Origin of the sequence: Streptosporangium sp. NPDC002524 (assembly GCF_040295985.1) — a bacterium.
Classification (GTDB): domain Bacteria; phylum Actinomycetota; class Actinomycetes; order Streptosporangiales; family Streptosporangiaceae; genus Streptosporangium.
Genome location: NZ_JBEOWK010000018.1, coordinates 97,016 through 114,652 on the forward strand (window position 1 = coordinate 97,016; position 17,637 = coordinate 114,652).

Here is a 17,637-nt window from a genome sequence, read left to right on the forward strand (position 1 = left end):
GATGTGATCACCCTGTCCCCAAGGCTATGACCAGGCTAAAGGACAGGCCGCGATCAGTCGGTCTGCGTCACCTTGTTGAGACCGCGGGGGGCGTCGGGGTCGATCCCCAGCCTGCGCGCGAGCGCCTCGGTGAGCAGCTGACCGGGGACGATGAGGCCCAGCGGGGCGACCCACTCGGGCAGGTCCGGGCCGTTCAGCGCCGCGGTGGACACCGAGGAGAGCGCGGTGCCGCCGCCGACCGTGTAGGCCGAGGCACCCGCGCCGGTCACCCGCTCGGCGAGCGCCACGGTGCCGGCCAGGGTCGGGCCCTCGCCCGCCGCGACCAGGATGGCCGGGGTGTCCTCGTCGACCACGGCGATCGGGCCGTGCAGCAGGTCGGCGTACGACAGGCCCATGGCGTGCAGGTAGCACGCCTCCTTGAGCTTGAGCGCCAGCTCCAGCGCGGTGGAGAACGCGAGCCCGCGGCCGGAGACCACGACGCCCGGCTTGTCGGCCAGGCCCTCGACGATCGCCTCCAGGTCACCCGGGTCGCCGACCAGCTTCTCGACCGCGTCCGGCACCCGCTGCAGGTCGGCCGCGTCGACGTCCGCGCCGAGGCCGAGGGCGAGCACCGCGAGCGCGGCGAGCTGGGTGGTGTACGTCTTGGTGGCCGGGACGGCCTTCTCCTCGCCCGCGACCGTGCACAGGGCGAGGTCCGCGGCCTGGGCCAGCGGGCTCTGCTCGCCGCCGTTGGTGATGGCCACGGTCCTGGCCCCGCAGTCCTTCGCCCAGGCGAGGGTCTCGACGATCTCCTCGGTCCTGCCCGACTGGGAGAGGGCGACGGCCAGCACGCCGTCGAGGTCCAGCCTGCGCCGGTAGGTCGTGGCGATCGAGGGGGCGGCGAGGGTGGAGAGCCTGCCCGTGTGGGCCTCGGCCAGGTAGCGACCGTAGACTGCGGCGTTGTCGGAGGTGCCACGGGCGACGAACAGCAGCTGGCGGGTCTCCCCCGCGAGCCGCTCCACCTCCCCGACCCTGGGGAGGAGGGCGTCGAGCGTGGCTCGCAGCGCGGCGGGCTGCTCGGCGATCTCGCTGCGCATCTTGGTCGTCATCTCGCGCTCATCCTTCGGTTCGGACGGACGAGACCGGGCCGTTATCGATCCGTCTCCGGTCCGTACGTTGACACCCTTTTCCGGCCTGTGGTCTAGTCCGGACTAGACCAGTACGAACCATAACTCATGCGACATCTCAGATCGAGGGGGGAGGATCCTGTGGCCCAGATCGATCCGGACAGCCCGGTGCCCAAGTACTTCCAGCTCCGGGAGATCCTGCTCGATCTCATCGAGAACAACGAGCTCGCGATCGGCACGGCGATCCCGTCCGAACGCGAGCTCTGCCAGCGCTTCGGCCTCTCCCGCATGACCGTACGGCAGGCCGTGGACCACCTGGTCTCCGAGGGCAGGCTCCAGCGGGTGGCGGGCAAGGGCACCTTCGTGGCCCGCCCCAAGATCGAGATGTCCCTGCGGCTCACCTCCTTCAGCGACGAGATGCGCGCCAGGGGCATGGAACCCGGCTCCCGCGACCTGGACCGGCGGGTGGTCAGGGCGAGCGCGCACCTGGCCAGGGAGCTCGGCATCCAGCCGGGTGACGAGGTTCACTTCATCGAGCGGCTGCGGACCGCGGCCGACGAGCCCATGTGCATCGAGCGGGCCCACATCCCCGTCTCCCTCGCGCCCGACCTCGACACCCACGACCTGACGGGCCGCTCCCTCTACGCCCTCCTGGAGACCCGCTACGGCCTGGTGCTCGACGCCGGCGAGCTCACCATCGACGGCGGCATCGCCGACCCCGGGGACGCCGACCTGCTGAAGTTATCGCGCGGCGGGGCCGTGCTGCTGCTCCAGCGGCGCTCCTTCGCGGGAGGCGTCTGCGCCGAACTCGGGGTGTCCACCTATCGCGCCGACCGCTACCAGCTCCGTACGATCCTGGAGATACCGGCCCGCCGCACCTGACCCGACGCCCGCCCACCCGACCACGTCCCACCTGCCACACCCGTTTCGATCACCTCCATCGCGTCCACCCGTCCCGGACCGCCTCCGGACCACGCCCACCCGTCCCGATCACCTCCACCACGCCCACCCGTCCCGGACCGCCTCCGGACCACGCCCACCCGTTTCGATCACCTCCACCCGTCCCGGACCACCTCCGGACCACGCCTACCCGTCCCGATCATCTCCACCACGTCCACCCGTTCCGGTCACCTTCGGACCAGGTCCACCCGCCGCACCCGTTCCTGCCGCTTTTCGGCCGCCTTACGACCCCGCACCGCCGCCGTCACACCCCGCCCTGTCCCGCGCGACCGCCCCCTTCGCCGCCCTCCTCCCTTCCAGCCCTTGGAGGAAAGCCCGATGAGCCCTCTCCCGGCGGACGCGGGCCCGCCCGCCACCCGCCCCGGGTCCGCCGTGATGAGCGTGCTCCAGCGCCTGGGACGTTCCCTGATGCTGCCGATCGCGGTCCTGCCGACCGCGGGCCTGCTGCTCAGGCTCGGGCAGGACGACCTCCTCGGCCGGACCGACAGCGCCCTGCTCGACGACGTGGCCCGCGTCGTCGGCACCGCGGGCGGCGCCCTGTTCGACAACCTGCCCATCCTGTTCGCGATCGGCGTCGCCATCGGGTTCGCCCGCAAGGCCGACGGCTCCACCGCGCTGGCCGCCCTCGTCGGCTATCTGGTCTTCCACGCCGTCAGCATGAACATGTTCTTCATCCTCTTCGACGCCGACCTGAGGGAGTCCATCACCACGGAGGTGTTCGACAGGGCCGATCCCGGCGTCCCCGACGCGGTCCTGAACCTCGGCGCGCAGAACCCGACCCGGGTGCTCGGCGGCATCGTCATGGGCCTGGTCTCGGCGCTGCTCTGGCAGCGCTACCACCGCACCAAGCTGCCGACCTGGCTCGCCTTCTTCGGCGGGCGCCGCCTCGTGCCGATCCTCACCGCCTTCGCCGGGCTGGTGATCGGCGTGCTCCTCGGCTTCGTCTGGCCGGTGCTGGGCGGCTGGGTCCGCGCCTCGGGGACCTGGCTCGCCTCCAACAGCGAGCTCGGCGCCGGGATCTACGGCATGATCAACCGCGCCCTGCTCCCGCTCGGCATGCACCACATCGTCAACAACGTGATCTGGACCCAGGTCCCCGAGTGCGTGGTCGACGGCAAGAAGCTCGCCGGAGACCTGATCTGCTTCAACAACGGCGCCGTCGGCTACGGCGGCTTCGAGGCGGGTTTCTACCCGGTCCTCATGTTCGGCCTGCCCGCCGCCGCGATCGCCATCTGGCGGGCCGCGCCACCGCACCGCCGTACCGCGGTCGGCTCGATCATGATCTCGGCGGCGCTCACCGCGTTCCTCACCGGGATCACCGAGCCGATCGAGTTCGCCTTCATCTTCGTGGCGCCGGTCCTGTTCGTGATCCACATCCTGCTGACCGGCGTCTCCATGGCCCTCGCCTCCGCGCTGGACGTCAAGCTCGCCTTCAGCTTCTCCTCCGGGCTGATCGACCTCGGCCTGTACGGCACCGCGCCCAACGCCCGGGGAGTGCCGATCATCATCGTGATGGGGCTGGTCTACGCGGTGATCTACTACACCGTGTTCAGCTTCCTGATCAGGAAACTGAACATCATGACCCCCGGCCGCGAACCCGAACCCGACGTGGACTCCGGCGAACCCTCATCCCCGGCGCAGAGCAGGGACGTCGACTCCCGCGAACCCTCACCCCCGGCGCAGGAGAGGGACGTCGACCCCGGCGAGCCCTCGACCTCCGCGCGGGGCGAGCGGGTCGGCCCCGGCGACCCCTCGCCCCCGGCGCAGGGCAGGGCGGACACCGGCCCTCCCACCGCCTGAGAACGCCTTTCTCCGTCTAGAGGTGCGCCACCCTCCCCCTCCCCTGAGCCGGTCTCAGCCTGAACAGGTCCCCGCCTGAGCGGCGCACCGTCCCTACCTGGATCACCTCCACACCTGGGTCACCTCCGCCCGAAAGACGTACCGCTCTCCACCTCGGTGAGACGTCCAAGAAGGTGCGCCGAGTGGTTTCGGCCGTCCGCCGGAGATCACGGCTCTGGCCACAACCCGCTTCCTCACGAGGGCCGACCGCTCCAACCCAGGGTGACCTTCTCCGCCCAACAGGGCGAAGCGCCCGGGATTCACCGGAAGTTGGCGAGCGGCGTATCTGGGCGGCGGGCCGGAAACTCCCTGATGTGTCAGTTCCTCCGCCCCCGCCGAGCACACGGAGTTCCCATGTCGCCCCCACGACGTCCGGCATCGCTCCCCAGGATCGCGCCCTCCCCCACCGCCGAGCCGCCCTACGACGACGACCGCCCCGCCGGTGACGCCCCGGCCATGCCGCCGTACGTGCAGGGCACCCTCGCCCTCGCCCTCGATCCCGGAGCGCCGGGCCCGCCGGCCGGGAAGCCGCCGGTCTGGGGCCCGCCCGGCGCGGTTCCCGACGAGCGGCGGCTGCGGGCCCTCGCGCAGGCCGTCGCCGAGACCCTGTCCGGCAGGCGCCCTCCGGCGAGCGTCTCCTGCCACATGACCGGCAGGGCCCACGCCGAGCTGGTGCGGAGCGGGAAGGTCATCACCAGCGTGCGCCCGCCCCGGGTGGGCCGGGCCCACGTCTCCCAGCCGGAGGACGGGGTGGTGGAGATGTGCGCCGTGGTCGACTGCGGCGACCGCTCGCGCGTCCTGGCGCTGAGGCTGGAACGCAGAGGCGTGCGCTGGCTGTGCACCGAGTTCGAGACGACCCCCGACCCGCGTCCCGTACGGGGAGGCGTGCGTGACACACCGACCGGCCACCGGCCCACCCCGGCCCGGGAGGCGGCGAGACCCCCGGCCCCCTGAAAGCCTTTGAACCACGGCCGGACAACCATGGCCGGACATGCCGGAGGGCCCGCACCACGAGTGGTGCGGGCCCTCCTGGTGGCGGTCAGACCTCGACGTGCTTGGGGTCGCCGTGGCAGCGCTTGTACTTCTTCCCGGAGCCGCAGGGGCACGGGGCGTTGCGCTCGACGTTGCCGTACGCGTCACGCTCGGCCTTGGTGCTGATCCGGGTGTGCTCCACCTCGCCGCTCTCGCCCGGAGCCGTGTACTCCAGCTCGGTGGGACGCTGCGGGCCGCGCAGGCCGCGAGCGATGATCGAGCGGGTCTCCGCGATCGCGGCGTCCTCGGAGTGGTCGTGCTCCTCGACGATCGGGTTGCTCTGCACCTCGACCTCGAGGTTGAACAGGTAGCCGACCGACTCCTCCTTGATGCCCTCCAGCATCTGGGAGAACATCTCGAAGCCCTCGCGCTGGTACTCGATCAGCGGGTCGCGCTGGGCCATCGCGCGCAGGCCGATGCCCTCCTGGAGATAGTCCATCTCGTAGAGGTGCTCGCGCCACTTGCGGTCGAGGACCGAGAGGATGACGCGGCGCTCCAGCACCCGCATGCCCTCCGGGTCCATGGCCTGGGCGTTGATCTCCTCCTCGCGACGGTCGTAGGCGGCCATCGCGTCGGCCTTGATCTTCTCGTCGAGGAACTGGGCGGTCAGCTCCTCGCGACCCCCGGCCTCCTCGATGAGCTGCTCGGCGGTGATGCTGATGGGGTACAGCTGGCCGAGCGCCTTCCACAGCTTGTCGAGGTCCCACTCCTCGGCGAAGCCCTCGGCGGTGGCGCCCGCGATGTACTCGTCGATCACGTCGTTGACGAAGCCGCGGATCTGCTCGTGCAGGTCCGCGCCCTCCAGCACCCGGTGGCGCTCGGCGTAGATCACCTTGCGCTGCCGGTTCATGACCTCGTCGTACTTCAGAACGTTCTTGCGGATCTCGAAGTTCTGCTGCTCGACCTGGTGCTGGGCGGAGGCGATCGCCTTGGAGACGATGCCCGACTCGATCGGGACGTCGTCGGGGATGTTGAGGCGCGTCATGATCATCTCGACCCTGGCCGAGTTGAACAGGCGCATGAGGTCGTCCTCTAGCGAGAGGTAGAAGCGCGACTCGCCCGGGTCGCCCTGACGGCCGGAACGGCCGCGGAGCTGGTTGTCGATGCGGCGCGACTCGTGCCGCTCGGTGCCCAGGACGTAGAGGCCGCCGAGCTCGGTGACCTCGTCGTGCTCGGCCTGCACGGCCGCCCTGGCCTTCTCCAGCGCCTCGCCCCAGGCCTTGTCGTACTCCTCCGGGGTCTCGACCGGGTCGAGGCCGCGGCTGCGCAGCTCCAGGTCGGCGCGGAAGTCGGGGTTGCCGCCGAGCATGATGTCGGTGCCTCGACCGGCCATGTTGGTGGCCACGGTGACGGCGTGCTTGCGGCCCGCCTCGGCGATGATCGCCGCCTCACGGGCGTGGTTCTTGGCGTTGAGGACCTCGTGCTTGACGCCCTTGCGCTTGAGCTCCTTGGCGAGGCGCTCGGACTTGGCGACGCTCGTGGTGCCGACCAGGACCGGCTGCCCCCGCTCGTAGCGCTCCTTGATGTCCTCGACGCTCGCCATGAACTTGGCGTCCTCGGTCTTGTAGACCACGTCGGCCTGGTCCTTGCGGATCATCGGCCGGTTCGTCGGGATCGGGACGACGCCGAGCTTGTAGGTCTGGTGGAACTCGTTGGCCTCGGTCGCCGCGGTGCCGGTCATGCCGGAGAGCGTCTCGTAGAGGCGGAAGTAGTTCTGCAGCGTGATCGTGGCGAGCGTCTGGTTCTCGTCCTTGATCTTGACGCTTTCCTTCGCCTCGATGGCCTGGTGCATGCCCTCGTTGTAGCGGCGGCCGTGCAGGACGCGACCGGTGAACTCGTCGACGATCAGGACCTCGCCCTCGACGACGATGTAGTCCTTGTCCTTCTTGTAGAGCTCCTTGGCCTTCAGCGCGTTGTTGAGGAAGCCGACCAGGTGGGTGTGCTCGGGCTTGTAGAGGTTCTCGATCCCGAGCCAGTCCTCGACCTTCTCCACGCCGGACTCGAAGATGCCGACCGTGCGCTTCTTCTCGTCGACGGCGTAGTCGCCGGTGTTCTCCTCGCCGTCCTTGCCCTCGGTGCCCCTGCGGAGCCGGGGGACGATCTTGGCGAACTCGGCGTACCACTTGCCGGACTGCTCGCCGGGGCCGGAGATGATCAGCGGCGTCCTGGCCTCGTCGATGAGGATCGAGTCGACCTCGTCGACGACGGCGAAGTGGTGGCCGCGCTGGACGCACTCCTCCAGCGACCACGCCATGTTGTCGCGCAGGTAGTCGAAGCCGAACTCGTTGTTCGTGCCGTACGTGATGTCGGCGTTGTACTGCTTGCGGCGCTCGTCGGACGGCATGTTGGCCAGGATCACGCCGACCTCGAGACCGAGGAAGCGGTGGATCCGGCCCATCTCGTCGCCGTCACGCTTGGCCAGGTAGTCGTTGACCGTGATGACGTGGACGCCCTTGCCGGAGATGGCGTTGAGGTAGGTGGGCAGCGTGCAGGTGAGGGTCTTGCCCTCACCCGTGCGCATCTCCGAGATGTTGCCCATGTGCAGGTTGGCCCCGCCCATGATCTGCACGTCGAAGTGGCGCTTGCCCAGCACCCGCCGGGACGCCTCACGGACGGTGGCGAAGGCCTCGGGAAGCAGGTCGTCGAGGGACTCGCCCTCGGCGTAGCGCTGCTTGTAGTCGTCGGTGAGCGCGCGAAGCTCGGCGTCGGTCAGGCTCGTGAAGTCGTCTTCAATGGAGTTGACCTGGTCGGCGATCCGCTTGAGCTTGCGCAGAAGCTTGCCTTCGCCGGCGCGAAGAATTCTATCGAGAAAGGCTGGCACTTTAGGTAAAGCTCCTCGCAGGTCTTCCGCGGCCGGACCGGCCCGGCTGAGGACGAGACATGGTTCTCCGCTGCCATCGTAGGCGGTTCCGCCACCAGACACAGCCACCCTGAAAGACGCTCTTGTGGCCCATGGAGTTCCTTGCCCGCTTCTTTGAGAGAGTACGACCAGCTTCAAAGGGTATGTCGCCCTTTGGCACGCCCGCGATGGATCCCCCGCGCGGGCGCGTCGCCGTGCCTGGGAGGAGAAGCCGTGATGGCGGATGGCGGTACCCACGAGGGCCAGGGGGGCGACGGCGGTCCCGCCGTCCACCCGAGCTCCGGCGGTCACGGGGGCAGGGCGTCGTCCTGGCTCGCGGTGACCGTGATCCTGCTGGGCTTCACCATCGCGGGAGTCGCCCTTTGCCTCGGCCCGAACTGGCCCCTCCTATGGATGGGCACGGCGGTCTGCGTCATGGGCGGCATCCTCACGCTGGTCTTCCGCGTCTTCCAGGACATCGTCGTCGAGGCCCCCCGCGCGATGGGCGACGGAGGCGGCCGGGGCATCCTGGGCTGACTTCGACCCTGGCTTCACCAGCGGATCTTCTTCGCGGCCGGGCGCAGGGCGTTCGACCGGGGCATCCTGGGCTGACTTCGACCCTGGCTTCACCCCTGGCCCTGGCCTCACCCCTGGCTCGGCGCTCGGCGTGACTTGCCCTGATTCACCCCGGCCACGGATACCCTGACACCGGCGTAGCCTTTTCGTCGGTGTCAGGCGCTAGCCTCGGTCCACGACGTGTTGTCTCCCCCTGGGGCGGTCATGGAACTTTCATCCGACGAGGCCCGCCGTGTCATCCTGCGCGCCCAGGGTTTCCTGGGCGCCGAGGCGCGGCGAGGCGGCGCCCCCGCGACCCTGCGCCGCCTCGGAGCCGTCCAGCTGGACACGATCTCCGTGCTGGCCCGCTCCCACGAGCTGGTCGCGTACGCCCGGCTCGGCGCCGTCGGCAGGCAGGAGGTCGAGCGCGCCTACTGGGACGAGCCCGCGCGGGCCTTCGAATACTGGTGTCACGCCGCCTGCATCCTCCCGATCGGCGACTGGGCGCTGTACGCCTTCAGGCGGAGATACTTCCGCGACAGGAAGTTCCGCTGGCACGAGGTGCCCGACAGCGTCGGCAAGGTGCTGAACCTGGTCCGCGAGAGCGGCCCGGTCACCACCGCCGACATCGGCGGCGCCAAGAAGGGCGGCCCCTGGTGGGACTGGTCCGACTCCAAGATCGCCATCGAGTGGCTGCTCGACACCGGCGAGGTCGTCTGCACGCGCAGGGTGGGCTGGCGACGCGTCTACGACCTGGCCGAGCGCGCGGTCCCTGCGGACCTGCTGGCCGAGGACCTGACCGACGCCGAGTGCGTCACCCGCCTCGCCGGGATGGCCGGGGTCGCGCTCGGCGTGGCCACCCGAGCCGACCTCGTCGACTTCCTGCGCCTGAAGGCGCCCGAGGCGCGGCTGCTCGACGCGCACCTGCTCGACGGTTCCACCGGGCTGGTGCCCGTCCGTGTCGCCGGGTGGCCCGAGCGGGCCGCCGACGCCTGGGCCGACCCGGCCGCGCTGGAGACCGAGCCCAGGGGCCGTCACCGCACGACCCCGCTCTCCCCGTTCGACTCCCTCGTCTGGGACCGCGCCCGCACCGCCCGCGTGTTCGGCTTCAACCACCGTCTTGAGGCGTACGTGCCCAAGGAGAAGCGCGTCCACGGTTACTTCACGATGCCGGTGCTGGCCGGGGGCAGACTGATCGGGCGGATCGACCCGGCCCGCGAGGGGGCGACGCTGGTGGCCCGACAGGTGAGCCTCGAACCCGACGTCACACCGGGCAAGGGGGCCGCCTCACTGGCCGACGCCCTCTGGGAGGCCGCGAGCTGGGTCGGCTGCGAGGCCGTCCGGGTCGAGCGCGTCGATCCCCTGCTGTCCGGCCCTCTCCAGGACGCCCTGAACAGGGACGCCCCCTGAGACCTGGGAGTGGGAATCCGCTGGGCGCCTGCCGGGGGTTTCTGAAAGGGAAGCTCCCTGAGCGGAGAAAAGGGGAAAGGGAAAGGGAAAGGGGAAAACCTGCCGGACGCCCGGACCGGGCCGCCCGCCCCTGATTCGGAACACCCCGTCGGACGCCGCATCGCGCCGCCGCGTCGGGTGAGCGTGCCGGGGGTGATGGACATCGCGTTCCGGAACCCGCGCCGGGAATTCGGGGCGGAAGGCCGCGCAAGAAGGTCGTGCGGAAGACCGCGCCAGAAGATCGCGCGGAAGGCCGCACCCGGGGGCCCCGGGCCGGAGTGCGGTGACCGTCGGACGGTCACCGCACCGGCGCGTGTCAGGTGATCTCGAGCATCCGCTCGCGGACCGCGTAGACCACCGCCTCCATCCTGGAGTGCAGCTGAAGCTTGTCCAGGATGTTTCTGACGTGGTTCTTCACGGTGTTCTCGGAGATGAACAGCTGCTTGGCGATCTCGCGGTTGTTCATTCCCTTCGCGACGAGGCGGAGCACCTCCATCTCCCGTTCGGTCAGGCGTGGAACGGGGAGTTGCGGGGGCCGCTCGGCCTCCTTACGGCTCATGTTGGCGAACTCGCTGATCAGCTTGGCGGCCATCGCCGGGTTGATCAGCGACTGTCCTTCGTGGACACCGCGTACGGCCTCCGGGACCTCGTCGAGCTGGACGTTCTTCAGCAGGTAGCCGGTGGCACCCGCCTTGATCGCCTCGAAGAGATCCTCCTCCTCGTCGCTCACCGTCAACATGATGATCCGTGTGCTCGGCACCGAGGCCTTGATCTCACGTGTGGCCTCGATGCCGCTCCTCCGTGGCATCCGGACGTCCATGAGCATGACATCCGGAGTGAGGCGGTCGGCGAGTTCGACCGCTTCCTGTCCGTCGCTCGCCTCGCCGACAACCTCGATGTCCGTCTCCGCGGCCAGCGCCATCTCCAGACTGCGGCGGATCAGCGCGTGATCGTCAACGATCAGCACGCGAATCGGTTCGCCGCGTCCGGTCGGGCCGGTTGCGTCGTCGGGTTCCGTCACGCCTCCTCCTCGGGGGGCCAGAGCCGGTGGACCGCCATGATTACACGGGTTTCATGGTCCTCGGTTGGTCGGAGAGGATCTTCGAACGCGTTCGTCAGGGCTCAACGAGCCGCAGCACGCCGTAGTTGTACCCCTGTCGGAGGTATACGACGCTCGGCTGCCCGCTCTCCTTGTCACGGAAGAGATAGAAATCGTGTCCCACCAGTTCCATCTCGAGAAGTGCCTGATCGATGGTGATCGGATCGGCCTCGTGGAACTTCTCCCTGACCATCAGCGGCCCGTCCCCGTCCATCTGGATCGGGATGATGCTCTTGTCCTCCGCGACGTCGGCCTCGGCCTCGGCCTGGGGTTCGACCAGGGACTGCTCGGTGAGCAGGTGGGCCGGGGCGCTCTCGAACGACTCGGCGAGCGCGGTGGCGGTCAGCTCCGCGACCGACGGAGGGCAGTGGTTCCCGTGATGGATCTTCCTGCGGTCGGCGAGCCGCCGCAGTCGTCCCTCGAGTTTGCCGAGTGCGATGTCAAGGGCGGCGAAACGGTCGTCGGCCGAAGCCTCCGCCCGGACCGCGGGACCACGTGAGTGGATGGTGAGCTCGACTCGCTCTCGCTGGTCGACGATACGGGGATTACTTTCCTTGGACACCTCCACGTCAACGCGAATGAGCTTGTGGTCCAAACGCTCGATCCTGGCCAGCTTGGTGTTCACGTGGTCACGGAATCGGTCACTCACTCCGGTGTGCCGACCCTTGACGATGATCTCCATGCACAGCCCCCCTTCGAATCTCGACGGTGGTATTGCGACACCCGCTCGGCCGACCTGGTCTTCGTCCCCACATCCGCCTGCTGAGGGTTTCGCAGCTCTTTGCCACTACATGCCCTTCTCTTCTGGCAAGGAACATCTGGCTCCTTGGGAAGGCAGGACTTACCTCTAAGCCGCACCGTGATCGATCGACGAAAAGTCGTCTTACGTGGACCGTTTGGCCTGCGGCTGGCATCGGCTAGCCGGGCCGGCCTCCTCGCGGAGGTCGGTCCGGTGCAACCACGGACCCGAGCGGGTGCCATGGCTCAGACGCTATCCGCATCCCGGCCGAATGTCAGCCTGACGATCGGCCCAAAGGATCACTTTGCGTAATTCACAGCCGGGCGAGCAACCCCGCCCTCCCTGCACCCGGGGGTGAGCGGCGTCACAGACGAAGGCTTTTCGCATTCGTTGAACAGCCAAAAGACACTGCCAGGACACCGAGGTGTGGCTCCCGGGTGAGGCGAGGATCGGAACCCCGTCTCACCCTCCGTCACGGTCGCCGGTTTTGGATCTTCGGCGTGTCGCGGCGACCGTGGCGGCGAGGGACGGCGTCACCCCCGCCTCGCGCAGCGCCCTCGCGGCCTCCGCGAGCGTCGCACCGGTGGTCACGATGTCGTCGACCAGCACGATCGCCTCCGTGCCGCCCCAGGAGCGCGGCACAGGCGCGTTGCGACCGACCGTGACCGTGAAGGCGGTCGACAGATTCGCGGCCCGCTGGAGGGAGCTCAGCCCCGCCTGATCGGCGACGCGGCGGCGCTGGGCGAGAATCCTCGCCACGCTCGCGGGCCATCCGGCCTCGCGGAGATAACCGGCCGCGAGCCCCGCGAGCCGGGCCACCGGGTCGTGCCCGCGGCGCCTCAGGGCCGGGCGCGCACTGGGCACCGGCACCAGCAGCACCGGCCGCTCACCGGCCGCGGTGGCGACCGCGAGGGCCAGCGCCCCGGCCAGGGGAGGGGCGAGGGCCGTGCGGCCGCGCTCCTTGTAGGCGATGATCGCCCGCCGCACGGCGGGGGTGTATTCGGCCGCCGACCAGCACTCGGGCAGGCCGGGCGGGACGGGGTCCGGCATCCGGAGCGCGGGCGCCCCGTGGAGCTCGGCGGCGCATCGGGGACAGACGAGGGCGCCCGGCGCGTCGCATCCGGCGCAGCGGGGCGGCAGGATCAGGTCGAGCATGGCGATCGTCACGGATCCAAGGTTTCAGACGGCACCGACAAAAAGCCCAGCCCAGAGTACCGGAGGGGGGTTCGGTGCCCGCCGGGAGGCGTTGGGCCTGCCCCGTCCGGAGCCGGACGGGCCGTACCGGAAGAACGCCTCGCCCAGGACGAAGGCCAGGACAGTTAAGGACGGGTCGGCCAAGGGGGAAGGCCCACGGGTCACCCCAGAGGGAAGGCCGGGGACGACGGGCCGTTCTCGGTGAAGTCCGTGGTCCCGGTCTCGTTCTTGACCAGTGGCTCCCACTTGGTGGAGTTCCAGAACAGGACCTGCCGGTCGCCCTGCTCGTCCACGGCCCCGGCGAGCAGGGTGCCGTCCAGGGCGGTGATGCTCTCGATGCGCGAGTCGAACGGCAGGGACTTGGTCGCGGCGGTGACCGAGGCCTCCAGCAGCTCCGACTTGCCGGTGAGCGCGTACAGGGTCTTGCCGTCCTTCCAGGCGATGTCCTTGATCGTCCGGTTGCCGTCGGTGTCGACCACGGTCTGGAGGTTGGCGATGCGGGTGCCCTCCCGCTCCCCGATGACGGTTCCGACCTGGACCTGCTCGCCCAGCCCGTCCCTGACGACCACCGCGACGTGCACGCCGTCCCGCGCGATCTTGAGCGACTCGATGTGGAACGTCTCCAGGTCGGGGGCGGACACCCGGTACCGGTGCTTGTTGTCGCCGTCGTGCCGGGTGATGACCGAGGTGTGGTCGTTGGGCCGGTCGACCGTCCACAGCGTGTGGTAGCGGTCCCAGGCCGGTGGGGCGAGGGAGACCCCGGTGGCCCACACCCGCCACTCGCCGCCCGCGCCGAGCGGCGCGACGGAGACGCTCCTGCCGCCCCCGGAGAGCGCCGCCACCTGCTGCACGGGCTGGCCGCTGATCGCGGGTCGGGTGAACCCCACCCCCTTCTGACCGGCCCTGCCCGGCACGGGCCGCCCGACGTTCTCCTTGTCCAGCAGCCGCAGCGTCCCGTCGGCGAGATAGAACGGGTAGACGGAGTCGGGGGTCGTCCAGGGGTCGAAGTTCGACTGCTCCTGGGCGTCGATCTGGAGGGGCGCGTCGGGATAGTACGGCTCGCCGTTCACCGTGACCTCGAAGCCCCAGCCGCCCTTGGTGAGCGCGGCGAGGGTCGCGGCGAGCTGGGCCGACATCGGGTCGATCAGGTCGGGGTCCACCCGCCTGGTGAGGTCGACGACGACCCTGTTGTTCTGGATGGTGACGTCGATGAGCTCGGTGTCGGTGAAGGCGGTGCGCACCGCGTCCCTGAGGGAGCTGCTCGGCCCGCGCAGCAGCCGCTCGACCGTCGTCTTGGCGAAGTTGGCGCCCGGGTCGATCGGCACTCTCACCTGGTCGACCACGAGCCCCTTCCACTGGGAGTCGAGGAAGTACAGGTCGACGGGCAGGTAGCCGCGGGCGACGTCGGCCTCGGACAGCAGGAGGCCGTCGGGGGCCGCGCTGATGCGCCACTCGCCGTTCGGTCCCTTGGCGAGGGTGAAGGGCTGGTTCAGCGGCCCGCCACTCGGGCGGTATCGACCATCCTGGTCAATGATGGCGGTTTTGGTGCCCTTGAGAGTAACCTGAGCTTGCTTGTCCTCTTCCCTGGGGGGAGCGAACTTGTCGTAGCCGCCCTGCCGGTAGACCGTGACGCCGCTGTTCGGGTTCCACTTGGCGGCGAAGTCGCCGGTGAGGTATTTGCGGGCGACCTGGAACCCGGAGTCGTCGAGGCTCGCCATCGCCGCGCGGAACCCGGTGACGACCTCCTCCGGCGACCACTCCGCCTTCGGCGCCATCGCGATGACGCGCGCGTACGGGTCGCCCAGCGGGCTGCCCTTGCCCTCGTTGTCCACGGCGACGACGGACTTGCCGCCGGTGGGGATGACCGAGCAGGCGGTCATCCCGTAGACCAGGGCGATCGCCAGGAGCACCGTTCCCGCGTTCCGCACGCCCCGGCGCGGCACCGGCCCGCGTCGCCCCCCGCCCGGGGGCCGCGTGCGCTCGTGCCGCGTCTCGCGGGTTCCGGCCCGCGCGGCGCCCCCCACCGGCTCCGGCCGTCGTCGCACCCGCCCGCTTCCGGTCGGCTCGGTCACGATCCGCCCGGTCACGGCCCGCCCGCTTCCGGCCGGCTCGGTCACGGTCCGCCCGTACCGCGTCTCGCGAGTACCGGTCCGCTCGGTTCTAGTCCGCATCGCGTCCCCCGTCGGCCGCCGCCGGTGACAGCACCGGCGTCACGTGCCCTCGCCACGTGCGTCGCATCTCCACCTCCGGGGGTACGAGCGGCAGGGGCGATCCCCTGAGCACCGCCCCGGCCACCCTGGGCAGCGAGAGCCGGAACTGCGACCCCTCGCCGTGCGAGCCCCACGCCTGCAGCCAGCCGCCGTGCAGGATGGCGTCCTCGCGGGAGATGGCCAGCCCCAGGCCCGTGCCGCCGATCGTGCGCGCCCTGGACGGGTCGGCCCGCCAGAACCGGTCGAAGACCAGGTTCTCCTCGCCGGGCTTCAGTCCCACCCCGTGGTCCCGTACGGCCACCGCCACCGCGTCCCTGTCGGCGGCGACCGAGACGACGATGTCGCGGCCCTCGCCGTGCTCGATCGCGTTGAACAGCAGGTTGCGCAGGATGCGCTCGACCCGGCGGCTGTCCATCTCCGCCATGCACGGCTCGCCGGGGAGACGCAGGTCGAAGCGGGTGGAGTGGCGCTCGGCCAGCGCCTCGGAGTCGGCGACGGCGCGCAGCACCACGTCCCTGACGTCCACCGGGTCGACGTCGAGGTCGGCCGCGCCCGCGTCGTAGCGGCTGATCTCCAGGAGGTCGGCGAGCATCGCCTCGAACCGGTTGAGCTGGTTCTGCATCAGCTCGGCCGACCTGGCGGCCATCGGGTCGAAGTCCTCGCGGGCGTCGAAGAGCAGGTCGGCGGCCATCCGCACGGTGGTCAGCGGGGTGCGCAGCTCGTGCGAGACGTCCGAGACGAACTGGCGCTGCACCTGGGAGAGCTCCTCCAGCTGGTGGATCTTCAGCGCCAGGTTGGCGGCCATCTCGTTGAAGGAGGTGGCCAGGCGGGCCAGGTCGTCCTCCCCGCGCACCTTCAGCCGCTCGTCCAGGCGCCCGGCGGCCAGCCGCTCGGCGGCCTGCCTGGCCAGCCGCACCGGCGTGACGACCTGGCGGGTGACCAGGGAGGAGATCGCGGCGAGCAGCAGCACGAGACCGGCGCCGACAAGGATGATCATTTGCTGCACCGAGGCGAGGGTCCGCTCCTCCTTGTCCAGCGGGACCAGGTGGTAGATCTCGTACGACGAGTCGAGGCGGGTACCGATGATCATGCCGGGCACCGCCTGCTCGGGCTGTCCCTTGTAGTACAGCGGGGTGTACCAGGTGCTGTCCTCGCCCGCCGCCTTCTTGAACAGCTCGTCGTGCTGCCTGGAGGGGATGCTGCGGGGGTCGATGTCCGTGGTCCCGTAGAACGCCCCGGGCAGGAACTCGTTGCGGATGATCACCGAGTAGCGGCTGGCCGAGCCCGCGCGCCGCGCGAGCGCCTCCGTGGCCTGGCCGAGCGGGCTGTCCCCCGCCGCCTGCGGCGCCTGGCCAGGCTCGACGGGCTGCTTGGCGGCCTCCGCCGTCGGCTGGCTGAGATAGCCGAGCACCGCGTTCCTGTCGGCCTGCGCCTCGCTCTTGGCCGCGCTCTCCCTGGTCTCCAGGGTGGTCCTGATGATCTGCTGCATGAGGAAGACGCCGAGCACGGCGACGACCACGATGGAGATGACCATCGTGCTGGTGACCACGCGCAGCTGGAGCGAGCGCCAGAAGACGCGGCGCGCCCGGCCGGCCACGCGCCGGGTACGGCGCCGCACACCCCGCAGCAGCTGGCGCGGGGTGCGACGGCGTTTCTTCGGTGCGGGAGGCATCTCGGGGTCCGGGGGAGGTCGTCGGCTAGGCCGGTCCGGCCTTGTAGCCGACCCCGCGGACCGTCACGACGATCTCGGGGTGCTCGGGGTCCTTCTCGATCTTCGCCCGGAGCCGCTGGACGTGCACGTTGACCAGGCGGGTGTCGGCCGCGTGGCGGTAGCCCCAGACCTGTTCGAGCAGGACCTCGCGGGTGAAGACCTGGCGCGGCTTCCTCGCGAGGGCGACCAGCAGGTCGAACTCCAGCGGGGTGAGGTTGATGGTCTCCTCCTCCCGCTTGACCGAGTGCCCGGCGACGTCGATCGTGATGTCGCCGATCTGCAGGATCTCCGGCGTCGGCTCGTCGGTGCGGCGCAGCCGGGCGCGGACCCTGGCGACGAGCTCCTTGGGCTTGAAGGGCTTGACGATGTAGTCGTCGGCCCCCGACTCCAGCCCGAGCACCACGTCGATGGTGTCGCTCTTGGCCGTCAGCATGACGATCGGCACCCCGGACTCGGCCCGGATGCGGCGGCAGACGTCGATCCCGTCGGCGCCGGGCAGCATCAGGTCGAGCAGGACCAGGTCCGGACGGGTGTCGCGGAACGCGTCCAGCGCCTTGTCACCGTCGGAGACGAAGGAGGGCTCGAAGCCCTCCCCGCGCAGCACGATACCGAGCATCTCGGCGAGAGCGGCGTCGTCGTCGACGACCAGCACGCGTCCTTTCATGGCCCCTCATTCGGTTTACGCAGTTCGGGAGTTATTGGGATAAACCGCTCGATCGTCGAAGATTACCCTTGTCCGCCTACTGGATGACACCGGTCGACGACCGGGCGTCCAAATGACGAATTTTAGGCGCACGCAACGTGAAACGCGCAGTGGTGCCCCCCTACAGCCGCCGCCGGCCCCGGCGACTGCGGACGCCGGGCGGTGATGACCACGGTCACAGTCTGCGGTAAACCACGGCGT

13 protein-coding genes are annotated in these 17,637 nt (G+C 70.0%); 5 read left to right on the forward strand and 8 right to left on the reverse strand.

Features of this window, described 5'->3' with window-relative positions; translation table 11 throughout:
- Positions 1–53: 53 nt before the first annotated feature.
- A complete protein-coding gene (locus ABT053_RS28865; protein WP_350973053.1) occupies positions 54–1,088 on the reverse strand; it encodes an SIS domain-containing protein in 1,035 nt (344 codons plus the stop codon).
- Positions 1,089–1,247: 159 nt separating this feature from the next.
- Between ABT053_RS28865 and ABT053_RS28870 the strand changes: the two genes are divergently transcribed.
- From ABT053_RS28870 to ABT053_RS28880, 3 genes are all read left to right on the forward strand, one after another.
- On the forward strand, positions 1,248–1,988 hold the full coding sequence (locus tag ABT053_RS28870; protein ID WP_350973055.1) for a GntR family transcriptional regulator: 741 nt from the start codon (positions 1,248–1,250) through the stop codon (positions 1,986–1,988).
- Between the two features lie 396 nt (positions 1,989–2,384).
- Positions 2,385–3,866 carry a PTS transporter subunit EIIC gene (locus tag ABT053_RS28875; RefSeq protein WP_350973056.1) on the forward strand — a complete coding sequence of 494 codons (1,482 nt, stop codon included), beginning with the start codon at positions 2,385–2,387 and terminating at the stop codon, positions 3,864–3,866.
- A gap of 393 nt (positions 3,867–4,259) precedes the next feature.
- A complete protein-coding gene (locus ABT053_RS28880) occupies positions 4,260–4,859 on the forward strand; it encodes an Rv3235 family protein (protein ID WP_350973057.1) in 600 nt (199 codons plus the stop codon).
- 85 nt (positions 4,860–4,944) lie between these two features.
- Here ABT053_RS28880 and secA read toward each other — a convergent pair whose 3' ends face one another.
- On the reverse strand, positions 4,945–7,758 hold the full coding sequence (secA, locus tag ABT053_RS28885; protein WP_350973059.1) for a preprotein translocase subunit SecA: 2,814 nt from the start codon (positions 7,756–7,758) through the stop codon (positions 4,945–4,947).
- Between the two features lie 255 nt (positions 7,759–8,013).
- On the opposite strand from secA, the gene ABT053_RS28890 reads away from it, so the two are divergent.
- Together ABT053_RS28890 and ABT053_RS28895 are read left to right on the forward strand one after the other, a co-directional pair.
- Positions 8,014–8,313, forward strand: a complete 300-nt coding sequence (locus tag ABT053_RS28890; protein WP_350973062.1) for an HGxxPAAW family protein — start codon at positions 8,014–8,016, stop codon at positions 8,311–8,313.
- Between the two features lie 243 nt (positions 8,314–8,556).
- The gene (locus ABT053_RS28895) at positions 8,557–9,741 is read left to right on the forward strand and encodes a winged helix-turn-helix domain-containing protein (RefSeq protein ID WP_350973064.1); all 1,185 of its coding nucleotides are present in this window, start codon (positions 8,557–8,559) and stop codon (positions 9,739–9,741) included.
- A gap of 355 nt (positions 9,742–10,096) precedes the next feature.
- Here ABT053_RS28895 and ABT053_RS28900 read toward each other — a convergent pair whose 3' ends face one another.
- From ABT053_RS28900 to mtrA, 6 genes are all read right to left on the reverse strand, one after another.
- The gene (locus ABT053_RS28900) at positions 10,097–10,801 is read right to left on the reverse strand and encodes a response regulator (protein ID WP_329090540.1); all 705 of its coding nucleotides are present in this window, start codon (positions 10,799–10,801) and stop codon (positions 10,097–10,099) included.
- Between the two features lie 94 nt (positions 10,802–10,895).
- Positions 10,896–11,561 (reverse strand): ribosome hibernation-promoting factor, HPF/YfiA family, encoded by a 666-nt coding sequence (gene hpf / locus ABT053_RS28905; protein WP_350973066.1) that lies wholly within the window; start codon positions 11,559–11,561, stop codon positions 10,896–10,898.
- A 519-nt stretch (positions 11,562–12,080) separates the two neighbouring features.
- The gene (locus ABT053_RS28910; RefSeq protein ID WP_350973068.1) at positions 12,081–12,785 is read right to left on the reverse strand and encodes a ComF family protein; all 705 of its coding nucleotides are present in this window, start codon (positions 12,783–12,785) and stop codon (positions 12,081–12,083) included.
- A 188-nt stretch (positions 12,786–12,973) separates the two neighbouring features.
- Positions 12,974–14,983: an LpqB family beta-propeller domain-containing protein gene (locus ABT053_RS28915; RefSeq protein WP_350973070.1), complete on the reverse strand. Its 2,010-nt coding sequence runs from the start codon at positions 14,981–14,983 to the stop codon at positions 12,974–12,976.
- Positions 14,973–16,694, reverse strand: a complete 1,722-nt coding sequence (gene mtrB / locus ABT053_RS28920; protein ID WP_350973072.1) for an MtrAB system histidine kinase MtrB — start codon at positions 16,692–16,694, stop codon at positions 14,973–14,975. Before mtrB ends, ABT053_RS28915 begins: the two co-directional genes overlap by 11 nt.
- Positions 16,695–16,719: 25 nt before the next feature.
- A complete protein-coding gene (gene mtrA, locus ABT053_RS28925; protein ID WP_030907316.1) occupies positions 16,720–17,397 on the reverse strand; it encodes an MtrAB system response regulator MtrA in 678 nt (225 codons plus the stop codon).
- Positions 17,398–17,637 lie beyond the last annotated feature (240 nt).

What these genes read in the sequence shown, in the direction of transcription:
- mtrA (WP_030907316.1), bottom strand. Translation starts at nt 17,397, where the DNA reads ATGAAAGGACGCGTGCTGGTCGTCGACGACGACGCCGCTCTCGCCGAG.
- ABT053_RS28915 (WP_350973070.1), bottom strand. Translation starts at nt 14,983, where the DNA reads ATGCGGACTAGAACCGAGCGGACCGGTACTCGCGAGACGCGGTACGGG.
- ABT053_RS28875 (WP_350973056.1), top strand. Translation starts at nt 2,385, where the DNA reads ATGAGCCCTCTCCCGGCGGACGCGGGCCCGCCCGCCACCCGCCCCGGG.
- mtrB (WP_350973072.1), bottom strand. Translation starts at nt 16,694, where the DNA reads ATGCCTCCCGCACCGAAGAAACGCCGTCGCACCCCGCGCCAGCTGCTG.
- ABT053_RS28895 (WP_350973064.1), top strand. Translation starts at nt 8,557, where the DNA reads ATGGAACTTTCATCCGACGAGGCCCGCCGTGTCATCCTGCGCGCCCAG.
- ABT053_RS28890 (WP_350973062.1), top strand. Translation starts at nt 8,014, where the DNA reads ATGGCGGATGGCGGTACCCACGAGGGCCAGGGGGGCGACGGCGGTCCC.
- hpf (WP_350973066.1), bottom strand. Translation starts at nt 11,561, where the DNA reads ATGGAGATCATCGTCAAGGGTCGGCACACCGGAGTGAGTGACCGATTC.
- ABT053_RS28880 (WP_350973057.1), top strand. Translation starts at nt 4,260, where the DNA reads ATGTCGCCCCCACGACGTCCGGCATCGCTCCCCAGGATCGCGCCCTCC.
- ABT053_RS28865 (WP_350973053.1), bottom strand. Translation starts at nt 1,088, where the DNA reads ATGACGACCAAGATGCGCAGCGAGATCGCCGAGCAGCCCGCCGCGCTG.